The organism is Paraburkholderia sp. J63, assembly GCF_905220245.1.
GTDB lineage: Bacteria > Pseudomonadota > Gammaproteobacteria > Burkholderiales > Burkholderiaceae > Paraburkholderia.
Genome location: NZ_CAJMZF010000091.1, coordinates 1 through 9,817 on the forward strand (window position 1 = coordinate 1; position 9,817 = coordinate 9,817).

A 9,817-nucleotide genomic window follows, 5' to 3' on the forward strand; every position below is an offset into this window, starting at 1 on the left:
ATCGTTCGTGGTGAGCCACGGCTGGTTCATGCAGTAACGTGGAGGGTCGGTGGCAATGGCGCAACGCAAGAAAGGGCAGGTCGAGTCGAGCGCGGTAGGCGAAGAGGCCGGCGCGCGCACCGGAGGCGGGCCGCAGGGCGGGGTTCAGTCCGCTGTGCAGCCCGATACCGATACGCAGCCCGGCTCGCCGCCGGTCGCGAACCGGGCACCGTCGCCGGCATCGCAATCGGTCCCACCGTCAGCTTCACCGTCGGTCTCGCAACCGGCCGCTCGCGCGCAGCCGTTCGTCTCGAACTGCGCAAGCGAGTCCGCGCAGTGGGAGACCGTCGCGCTTACGCTGCAGGGCGGCGGCGCGCTGGGCGCCTACCAGGCGGGCGTGTACGAGGGCCTTTTCGAGGCCGGCATCGCACCCAACTGGATCGCGGGTATTTCGATCGGCGCGCTCAACACGGCGCTGATCGCGGGCAACGCGCCCGAGCATCGCGTGGCGCGTCTGCGCGAGTTCTGGGAGACGATCTGCCAGCCTGCCTACACGCCGCCGTTGCCGCCCTTCATAGAGCATGCGCTCTTCAATTCGGGCGAGGCCATCCGCAAGACCTTCACGGCGCTGCAGGCGGCGAGCGCGCTGGTCGAAGGGCAGAGGGGCTTCTTCGTGCCGCGCGTCCCGCCGCCGCTGCCGCAGGCGGCCGGGCACCCGGAGATGGCGAGCTACTACGACACCATGCCGCTCAAGGCCACGCTCGAGCGTCTGTGCGACTTCGATCGCATCAATTCGGGCGAGACCCGTGTGTCGCTCGGCGCCGTGAACGTGGCCAACGGCAACTTTGCCTACTTCGACAACACCACCACGAAGCTGCGGCCCGAGCACTTCATGGCCTCGGGCGCGTTGCCGCCGGGCTTCGCGGCGGTGGAGATCGACGGCGAGTATTACTGGGACGGCGGCCTGATGTCGAATACGCCGCTCTACGAGGTGATCCAGACCACGCCCCGGCGCGACACGCTCGCGTTCCAGGTGGATCTCTGGAGCGCGCGCGGCCCGGTGCCCGACAACATCACCGACGTCCAGGGCCGCGTGAAGGACATCCAGTATTCGAGCCGCACGCGTCTCGTCACCGACATGCTGCAGCGCTCGCAGCGTTACCGGCACGTGTTGCGCGAGGTGCTCGATCGCGTGGCGCCCGAGCATCGCGAGGACAAGTGGATCAAGCTGGCCGACGAGCTTTCATGCTCGAAAAAATACAACGTGATCCATCTGATCTACCGGCAGAAGGAGTACGAGGGCCATTTCAAGGACTTCCAGTTCGGCATCTCGACGATGCGCGAGCACTGGGCGAGCGGTCTGGAAGACATTCGCGCGTCGCTCGCGCAGCCGGGCTGGCTCGACAAGCCCGACAACGATTCCGGATTCGTCACGCACGATATCCATCGTGACAGTCGGGGTCACGGCAACGGGGAGCACAGCGCGTAGGCGTGCATGCCGTGTGGCCCGGTCGCGCGACCAGAAAGCCGCTCCTGAAAACAAAAAGCGCCCATTCGCAAGAACGGGCGCTTTTTTTGCGCTTTTCTTCGTTGCGGCAAGACGCGTCGCCCTCTGGCAGCGCGCCCCGCTAACAACAAAGCGAAGACGAATTACTTGAGCACTTGCGCGACGGCGCTGGCCACGGCGTCGAGGTTGCGCGTGTTCAGCGCGGCCACGCAGATGCGGCCCGTGCCCACGGCATAGATGCCGAACTCTTCTCGCAGGCGATCGACCTGCGCCGCGGTCAGGCCCGAGTACGAGAACATGCCGCGCTGCACGTTGATGAAGCTGAAGTCACGGTCCACGCCCGCAGCCGCGAGGCGCTCGACGAGGCCCGTGCGCATCGCGCGGATGCGGTTGCGCATTTCACCGAGCTCGGCTTCCCACATGGCGCGCAGTTCGACCGAGCCGAGCACCGCGGCGACCACCGAGCCGCCGTGCGTCGGCGGGTTCGAATAGTTCGTGCGGATCACGCGCTTGAGCTGCGAGAGCACGCGCGCCGACTCTTCCTTGCTGCCGGTCACGATCGACAGCGCGCCGACGCGTTCGCCGTACAGCGAGAACGACTTCGAGAACGACGACGAGACGAACACGTTGAGTTCCGAAGCGGCAAACAGACGCACGACTTCGCCGTCTTCCGCGATGCCGTCGCCGAAACCCTGGTAGGCGATGTCGAGGAACGGCACGAGGCCGCGCGCCTTGACGGCTTCGATCACCTGCTTCCACTGGTCGATGGTGAGGTCGACGCCGGTCGGGTTGTGGCAGCACGCATGCAGCACGACGACCGTGCCCGCGGCGTAGCCGTTGAGCGCGCTCAGCATGCCTTCGAAGTTCACGCCGTTGGTCTGCGCGTCGTAGTACGGGTAGGCGACCACTTCGAAGCCTGCGCTTTCGAAGAGGGCACGGTGGTTTTCCCAGCTCGGGTCGCTGATCGCGACCTTGGCGTTGGGGTTCACGCGCTTGAGGAAGTCCGCGCCGATCTTGAGCGCGCCCGTGCCGCCTAGCGCCTGCGCCGTGACGACGCGGCCCGCGGCGATCAGCGGCGAGTCGTCGCCGAGCAGCAGCTTCTGCACGGCGGCGTCATAGGCGGCCAGGCCTTCGATGGGCAGATAGCCGCGCGGCAGGCCGGCTTCGACGCGGGCCTTTTCCGCATCGCGCACCGCGCGCAGCAGCGGAATCTTGCCTTCTTCGTTGGTGTACACGCCCACCCCGAGGTTCACCTTGGTCGCGCGCGGATCGGCGTTATAGGCTTCGTTCAGACCCAGGATCGGGTCGCGGGGGGCGAGTTCGACGGCGGAAAAGAGGGACATGATGATTCGGCAAAAGTGAGTGAGAAGCTCGGTGGGCCGTGCGCCGCGGGTGCTGCGGGTTGCTTCTGGCGTACGTCGTTCCTGTAGAGAACGGGAGGGAACGCCGGGCAGCCGGCCATGCAGCTCGCTATTGTAACGAATCCTCAGCCCGGTTTTTCGCCGACTGCGACGCCAGCGGGGCCATTTTTCCGGCACGAACGGCCGATTCCGGTCATGGGGTCATGCGGCGTGCGCCAGGCGCGCCGCGCGCGGGCCCTTGCAGCACCGCTGCCGGGCCCCATCTACGGCAAACATAGCCCGCCCCGGGCCCGCCCAGTCTTGCCCGGTCTCGTGATGGGGCAAGACGCTAGAATAGTTGTTTGCTCCGCGCACAGGATGTCACCCATGTCCGACCACACCGTCGCCGACGCGCATGCGCTCGACGAGTCGAAATTCGTCCAGTACGACGGCTCGCCGTTCCAGCTTTACCAGCCGTATCTGCCGGCCGGCGACCAGCCGACCGCCATCGAAGCGCTCGTCGAGGGCGTGGAGGACGGTCTTTCGTTTCAGACCCTGCTTGGCGTGACGGGCTCGGGCAAGACCTACACGATGGCCAACACCATCGCGCGGCTGGGCCGCCCGGCCATCGTGTTCGCGCCCAACAAGACGCTCGCCGCGCAGCTCTATGCGGAGTTCCGCGAGTTCTTCCCGCGTAATGCGGTCGAGTATTTCGTCTCGTACTACGACTATTACCAGCCGGAAGCCTATGTGCCGCAGCGCGATCTCTTCATCGAGAAGGATTCGTCGATCAACGAGCACATCGAGCAGATGCGGCTCTCGGCCACCAAGAGCCTGATGGAGCGCCGCGACGTGGTGATCGTCGCGACGGTTTCGGCGATCTACGGTATCGGCAATCCGTCCGAGTACCACCAGATGATTCTCACGCTGCGCCAGGGCGACCGCATCGGCCAGCGCGACGTCATCGCGCGCCTGATCGCGATGCAGTACACGCGCAACGAGCAGGATTTCCAGCGCGGCACCTTCCGCGTGCGCGGCGACACCATCGACATCTTCCCGGCCGAGCACGCCGAAATGGCCGTGCGCCTCGAGCTTTTCGACGACGAAATCGAGACGCTGCAGCTCTTCGATCCGCTCACGGGCCGTGTGCGCCAGAAGATTCCGCGCTTCACGGTCTATCCGTCGTCGCACTACGTGACGCCGCGCGAGACCGTGCTGCGCGCCGTCGAGACCATCAAGTCCGAATTGCGCGAGCGGCTCGAGTTCTTCCACGGCGAGGGCAAGCTCGTGGAGGCGCAGCGTCTCGAGCAGCGCACGCGCTTCGACCTCGAAATGCTCCAGGAACTGGGCTTCTGCAAGGGCATCGAGAACTATTCGCGGCACTTTTCGGGCGCGCTGCCCGGCGAGCCGCCGCCCACGCTCGTCGATTACCTGCCCGGCGACGCCATGATGTTCCTCGACGAGTCGCACGTGCTGATCGGCCAGTTGAACGGCATGTACAACGGCGACCGCGCGCGCAAGGAAAATCTCGTCGATTACGGCTTCCGGCTGCCTTCGGCGCTCGATAACCGGCCGCTCAAGTTCAACGAGTTCGAGCGCAAGATGCGCCAGGTCGTGTTCGTCTCGGCCACGCCCGCCGACTACGAGAAAAAGGTCACGGGCCAGATCGCCGAGCAGGTGGTGCGTCCGACGGGTCTCGTCGATCCGGTGATCGAGGTGCGTCCGGCCGCCTCCCAGGTCGACGACGTGCTCGGCGAAATCAACGAGCGCGTGGCCGTGGGCGAGCGCGTGCTCGTGACCACGCTCACCAAGCGCATGGCCGAGCAGCTCACCGAGTTCCTCGCCGACCACGGCGTGAAGGTGCGCTATCTGCACAGCGACATCGACACGGTCGAGCGCGTGGAGATCATCCGCGACCTGCGTCTGGGCACCTTCGACGTGCTCGTGGGCATCAACCTGCTGCGCGAGGGCCTCGACATTCCCGAGGTGTCGCTCGTGGCGATTCTCGACGCCGACAAGGAAGGCTTCCTGCGCGCCGAGCGCTCGCTCATTCAGACGATCGGCCGCGCGGCGCGCAATGTGAATGGCAAGGCGATTCTCTATGGCGACCGCATCACCGACTCGATGCGTCGCGCGATCGACGAAACCGAGCGCCGCCGCGCGAAGCAGATGCAATTCAACGAGGAGCACGGCATCGTGCCGCGCGGCGTGGTCAAGCGCATCAAGGACATCATCGACGGCGTCTACAACGTGGACGAGGCGCGCGCCGAGCTGCGCGAAGAGCAGGAGCGCGCGAAGTTCGAGGACATGTCCGAGAAGCAGATCGCCAAGGAGATCAAGAAGCTCGAGAAGCAGATGATGGACTACGCGAAGAACCTCGAATTCGAGAAGGCCGCGCAGGCGCGCGACCAGCTCGCGGTGCTGCGTCAGCGCGTGTTCGGGGCGAACGTGGGCGATCATCCGGCCTGAGCGGGACATCGGCCTCGCGTGCGGCGCGAGGGTAGCGAATGCAGGAGGGCGCGCGGCTGTGGGCTGCGCGCCCTTTTTTCGCTGGCGCATGGCGCTGTTTGATCAGGACGGAATCAGCGGACCACCTTTCGATTCAGCGACCGCTGAACATGAATTCGAAGCTTTATGTCAGCCAGTGTCAGAAAGAAAGCGCAACACCCTGTCTGACAGGGGCGGGTTCCTTACAACTGAGTTTGTTCCCCAACCGCATCGGTGTTAAACTCCGCAAGTATTGAGAATAGTTCGCATTAACGTTATTGCGTTTACATGCCGGACCGTTCGACAGTCGTATCTCTCATAAAAAACAAGGAGTTTCGATGCGGATCCACACTTTCTTGCGCGGCACTGCCGTCATCGCAGCCGCGAGCGCGGCGTTCTCGGCCCAGGCGGCTGAATACCCGATCGGCAAGCAGCAAATCCAGGGCGGCATGGAAATCGGCGCGGTCTATCTGCAGCCGATCACGATGGAACCCGAGGGCATGATGCGCAAGGCGTCGGATTCCGATATCCATCTGGAGTCGGACATCCATGCGGTCAAGAACAACCCGACGGGCTTCGCCGAAGGCGACTGGATGCCGTATCTGCAGGTTCATTACGAGCTGACCAAGCCGGGTTCGAGCTACGTGCAAAAGGGCGACCTGATGCCGATGGTCGCGAACGACGGCCCGCACTATGGCGACAACGTCAAGCTCGCGGGTCCGGGCAAGTATCACCTGAAGCTGATGATCGAGGCGCCGATGCAGACGGGCCATATGGCGTTCGGCCGTCACGTCGACAAGGAAACGGGCGTGGGTCCGTGGTTCAAGCCCATCACGCTCGAATACGATTTCCCGTTCGCGGGCATCGGCAAGAAGGGCGGTTACTAAAGCGCGCCGAAGCAAGGCTGGGTGGCCTGCGCCGTGCATGACGTGATCGCAGTTGCGGCAGTAAGCACAGTGACGCGATACATGCGGCGCGCGGGCCGCAAGCCTCCCCCATGCGCAGCAGCGCGGGGGAGGCGGGCAGGACACAAGGAGCAGGTAAGACCGATGACTGGAATCCGGAAGTTTGCGGCGCTCGCGCTCTGCGCGTCTTTTGCGGCGTCGCTGGCGGGTGTGGCCACTGTCGCGCACGCCGAGGATCTGCCGACGTTCAAGCTGGAGATGACCGACGGCAAGCTCAATCCCGCGCGCATCGAGGTGCCGGCGGGCAAGCGCGTGAAGATCGAGGTGCGCAACACGGGCAAGGGCGCGGCCGAGTTCGAGAGCGTCCAGTTGCGCAAGGAGAAGGTGCTCGCGCCGGGCGCGGACTCGTTCGTCGTGATCGCGCCGCTGGATCCGGGCGAGTACAAGTTTTTCGACGATTTCCATCAGCAGGCGCAAGGCGTGATTGTCGCCAAGTGAGCGTTGCCAAATGAGCGTCGCTCATTGAGGGTCGCCGATTGAATGTCGCGAACTGAGCGTCGCCGGCCAGGCATGGCGCCAGGCGACAAGTCGCGAAGCAGCAAACGTGGCCGGCGCGCAGTACCCGACGCGGCCGGCGGCAGGAGGGGTTGAATGGGTCAGGTATTGTTCATCGTGTGGCGGGAGAGCGTCGAGGCGCTGCTCGTCGTCGGCATTCTGTATGCGTGGCTGAAGAACGGCGACGCCGGTGCGCGGCGCGGTCTGCCGTATCTGTGGGCCGGCGTGGGTCTCGGCATCCTCGCGGCGGTCGCGCTGGGCGCGGCGCTCGTGGGCTTCACCGAAGTGCTTTCCGGCGACGCGCAGGACTACTTCCAGACCGGCATGGTGCTGGTCGCGTGCGTGCTGATCGTGCAGATGGTGCTGTGGATGAAGCAGCACGGGCGCACGCTCAAGCGCGAGATGGAGCAGTCGCTCGAGCAGACCACGCGCGATGCGAACTGGTGGGGCGTCACGGTGCTCGTCGCGCTCGCGATCGCGCGCGAGGGCAGCGAGACGGTGATCTTCCTGTACGGCCTCGGCTTCGGCCAGTCGGGCCACGTCGATGCGAGCCAGTATCTGGCCGTGCTGCTCGGCCTCGGCCTCGCGTTCCTCACGTTCTACATCCTGCAGCTGGGCGGCAAGGTGTTCTCGTGGCGCCACTTCTTCCGCGTCACCGAGATCATGCTGCTGTTCCTCGGCGCGGGCCTGTTCCAGACCGGCGTCGACAAGCTCATCGACAAGGAAGTCCTGCCAACGCTCGTCGACCAGATGTGGAATTCGTCGGCGATCCTCGACGATTCGAGCACCTTCGGCTCGCTCGTCGCGACGCTCACGGGCTATCGCGCCCATCCGGCGCTCATGAACCTGATCGCCTATGCCGTGTACTGGCTCGTGGTCTGGCTTCTCGCGCGCCGCGTGAGCGGGCGCGCCGCCGCGGCCGGGAGGAAGGCAGCATGAGTTGTGCTTCGGGCCACGGACAGGTCCAGCGACCGCTGCGGCGGGGCAGGCTCGCCCAGGCGGGCCAATGGATGCAGCGGCACGGCGCGGCCATTCGCGCCGTGCAGTGGGTCGTCGTGGCGGTCTATGCGTTCCTGATCCTCGTGCCCGCGGTCATGCCGCTGCCCGACGACACGGCGCATTTGTGGAACAACCTCACGCTCGCCGCGCAGTTCGTGTTCTGGGGCATCTGGTGGCCGTTCGTGCTGCTTTCGATGGTGCTGCTCGGGCGCGTCTGGTGCGGCGTGCTCTGCCCCGAAGGCGCGCTCAGCGAATTCGCGAGCAAGTTCGGGCGTGGCAGGGCCATCCCGCACTGGATGCGCTGGGGCGGCTGGCCATTCGTGGCGTTCGGCCTCACCACCATCTACGGACAGATGGTGAGTGTCTACCAGTACCCCAAGGCGGTGCTGCTCGTGCTAGGCGGATCGACGCTAGGCGCGATGGTGATCGGCTTTCTATACGGACGCGAAAAGCGCGTCTGGTGCAAATATCTCTGCCCCGTGAACGGGGTTTTTTCGCTATTGGCGCGTCTCGCGCCGTTCCACTTCAAGGTCAACGAGGACGCCTGGCGCAACTCGTACACGCAAGGCGAGCACGGCGGGCATCGCGTGATTCCCGTGAACTGCGCGCCGCTCGTGCCGCTGCGCAACATGAAGGGCGCCGCGTCGTGTCATATGTGCGGACGCTGCAGCGGCCACCGCGACGCGATCGCGCTCACGTGGCGCTCGCCCTCGGAAGAAGTGGTCGAGCTCGGCGACCAGGCGGCGAGCGGCTGGGACACCGCGCTCATTCTCTACGGACTGCTTGGCATTGCGATCGGCGCGTTCCATTGGACCGGCTCGCCGTGGTTCATCGACCTCAAGCAGTCGCTCGCGCTCTGGCTCATCGACCGGGACATCACCTGGCCGCTCGACACCAATGCGCCGTGGTTCCTGCTCACGCACTATCCCGCGCAAAACGACGTGTTCTCGTGGCTCGACGGCAGCATGATCGTCGGCTACATCGTCGCGACGGGGCTCGTCTACGGCACGGCGCTGTTCGCGATTCTCGCGCTCTCGAGCGTATTCGTCGGACGCTTCGAGATGCGCCGCGTCCATCACTTCGCGCAGTCGCTCATTCCGCTCGCGGGCGCGGGCGTGTTCCTCGGTCTCTCGGCCACGACGCTCTCGCTGCTGCGCGCCGAGCACGTGCCGCTCGACTGGGCCGCGAGTGTGCGCATCGCGATCCTCGTCGTCACCAATGTCTGGAGCGCGTGGCTCGCGTGGCGCGTCACGGCACGCTACAGCACGCGCCTCTGGCAGCGCGCGCTCGCGCTGGCCGGTTTTTGCGCGGCGCTCGCCGTGGTCGACAGCGCCTGGTGGCTCATGTTCTGGGGCTGGGTGCGCTGAGCGTGTCGAGCGCGTGATGCGCGCGATTCATGAAACGGCATGATGCAGCGCATCAGTGTCGTCGGGCGCGAATGACAGGTATACGAGAAAGGGCCGCGCCACGGCGCGGGTGTGCGTGTAATCTCAAAAACCGGACTGGCTGCTGTCACACAGGACAGGAGGCGCCACCCGGTTTTTGACTTTTCGGAGAGACGTATGCGAACGCGAGCAGTACTGACCGACGAAGACGTGACGAAAGTGGCCGATGCGGCCATCGCGCACGCCCGGGCGAACGAGTGGAAAGTGACGATCTCGATCGTCGACGACGGCGGGCATCTACTGTATCTGCGCCGCCTCGACGGCGCGCCGCCCATCAGCAGCGAGGTGGCGCCGGGCAAGGCCCGCACGGCCGCGCTGGGACGCCGAGAAAGCCGCGTCTACGAAGAGGTGATCCGCGAGGGCCGTACGGCGTTCCTGAGCGTGCCGCTCACGGCGATGCTCGAAGGGGGCGTGCCGATCGTCGCGAACGGCGACGTGATCGGCGCGGTGGGCGTCTCGGGCGTGAAGTCCGATCAGGATGCGGCCATCGCCCAGGCGGGCATCAAGGCGCTCGGCCTGGAGTAAACAGCAGCGGACGTGGCGCCCCTACGCGCCCCACCCCGGGGGGCGGTGCCGCAAAAACCAAAAAAACCCGGACCA

8 protein-coding genes are annotated in these 9,817 nt (G+C 65.5%); 7 read left to right on the top strand and 1 reads right to left on the bottom strand.

All coding sequences use genetic code 11. From position 1 onward, the window contains the following. The first annotated feature begins 55 nt into the window (after window positions 1-55). The gene (locus U5775_RS38160; protein ID WP_322063307.1) at window positions 56-1,468 is read left to right on the top strand and encodes a patatin-like phospholipase family protein; all 1,413 of its coding nucleotides are present in this window, start codon (window positions 56-58) and stop codon (window positions 1,466-1,468) included. A 161-nt stretch (window positions 1,469-1,629) separates the two neighbouring features. On the opposite strand, the gene U5775_RS38165 is transcribed toward U5775_RS38160, so the two are convergent. Then, window positions 1,630-2,829 carry an amino acid aminotransferase gene (locus tag U5775_RS38165; RefSeq protein WP_322063308.1) on the bottom strand — a complete coding sequence of 400 codons (1,200 nt, stop codon included), beginning with the start codon at window positions 2,827-2,829 and terminating at the stop codon, window positions 1,630-1,632. A 384-nt stretch (window positions 2,830-3,213) separates the two neighbouring features. Here U5775_RS38165 and uvrB point away from each other — a divergent pair, with 384 nt between their 5' ends. From uvrB to U5775_RS38195, 6 genes are all read left to right on the top strand, one after another. Beyond that, the gene (uvrB, locus tag U5775_RS38170; protein WP_322063309.1) at window positions 3,214-5,295 is read left to right on the top strand and encodes an excinuclease ABC subunit UvrB; all 2,082 of its coding nucleotides are present in this window, start codon (window positions 3,214-3,216) and stop codon (window positions 5,293-5,295) included. Window positions 5,296-5,651: 356 nt separating this feature from the next. Continuing rightward, window positions 5,652-6,200: an iron transporter gene (locus tag U5775_RS38175; RefSeq protein WP_322063310.1), complete on the top strand. Its 549-nt coding sequence runs from the start codon at window positions 5,652-5,654 to the stop codon at window positions 6,198-6,200. Between the two features lie 162 nt (window positions 6,201-6,362). After that, window positions 6,363-6,716 carry a cupredoxin domain-containing protein gene (locus U5775_RS38180; protein ID WP_322063311.1) on the top strand — a complete coding sequence of 118 codons (354 nt, stop codon included), beginning with the start codon at window positions 6,363-6,365 and terminating at the stop codon, window positions 6,714-6,716. 153 nt (window positions 6,717-6,869) lie between these two features. Beyond that, complete coding sequence (locus U5775_RS38185) at window positions 6,870-7,712, top strand: FTR1 family iron permease (RefSeq protein ID WP_322063312.1); 843 nt, start codon at window positions 6,870-6,872, stop codon at window positions 7,710-7,712. Beyond that, window positions 7,709-9,139 (top strand): 4Fe-4S binding protein, encoded by a 1,431-nt coding sequence (locus U5775_RS38190; protein ID WP_322063313.1) that lies wholly within the window; start codon window positions 7,709-7,711, stop codon window positions 9,137-9,139. The genes U5775_RS38185 and U5775_RS38190 overlap by 4 nt, the downstream gene beginning before the upstream one ends. A 195-nt stretch (window positions 9,140-9,334) precedes the next feature. Continuing rightward, complete coding sequence (locus tag U5775_RS38195) at window positions 9,335-9,742, top strand: heme-binding protein (RefSeq protein WP_322063314.1); 408 nt, start codon at window positions 9,335-9,337, stop codon at window positions 9,740-9,742. Window positions 9,743-9,817: the final 75 nt, after the last annotated feature.